Source organism: Rubellimicrobium sp. CFH 75288, assembly GCF_009904055.1.
Taxonomy (GTDB): domain Bacteria; phylum Pseudomonadota; class Alphaproteobacteria; order Rhodobacterales; family Rhodobacteraceae; genus Rubellimicrobium.
The window spans coordinates 1-406 of record NZ_WYDP01000072.1; the positions used below are offsets into that span (position 1 = coordinate 1).

General features: G+C 75.4%; 1 protein-coding gene. It reads right to left on the minus strand.

From position 1 onward, the window contains the following. On the minus strand, positions 1-307 hold a 307-nt coding region (locus tag GT358_RS16430), incomplete at its 3' end, for a hypothetical protein (RefSeq protein WP_166583703.1). Positions 308-406: the final 99 nt, after the last annotated feature.

Here is a 406-nt window from a genome sequence, read left to right on the forward strand (position 1 = left end):
GGGTCCAGGGGCGGTCGGAGACGTCCCAGAAGGGGTCTGCGTGGAGGGGGTTGTGGTGCGTCCAGTCGAGCGCGAGCCAGGCCTGGACGAAGCGGCTGAAGGCTCTCTGGCAGGTCAGGGCGAGGGCTGCGTCGGGGGCGGGGGAGGCGGCGCAGAGGGCGGCCTGCCAGAGGGCGGCGCGGGCGAGGGGTCTGGCGTCGCGGCGGCTGGTGGCGAAGGGGCGCAGGCCCTCGCGCAGCCGGGCGAGCAGCGCGTGGCGGGCGGGCGCGAGGCGGAAGGGTTCGTGGAAGGCGAGAAGGGGCGGCATGGGGGCTCCGGGCGCGGGGGAGGGGCTTGGCGCCGGAGGATGCCGGGGAATGGTTAACGCAAGGTTGGACCACCGCACGGTGGTGTTGCGTCCGGCTTC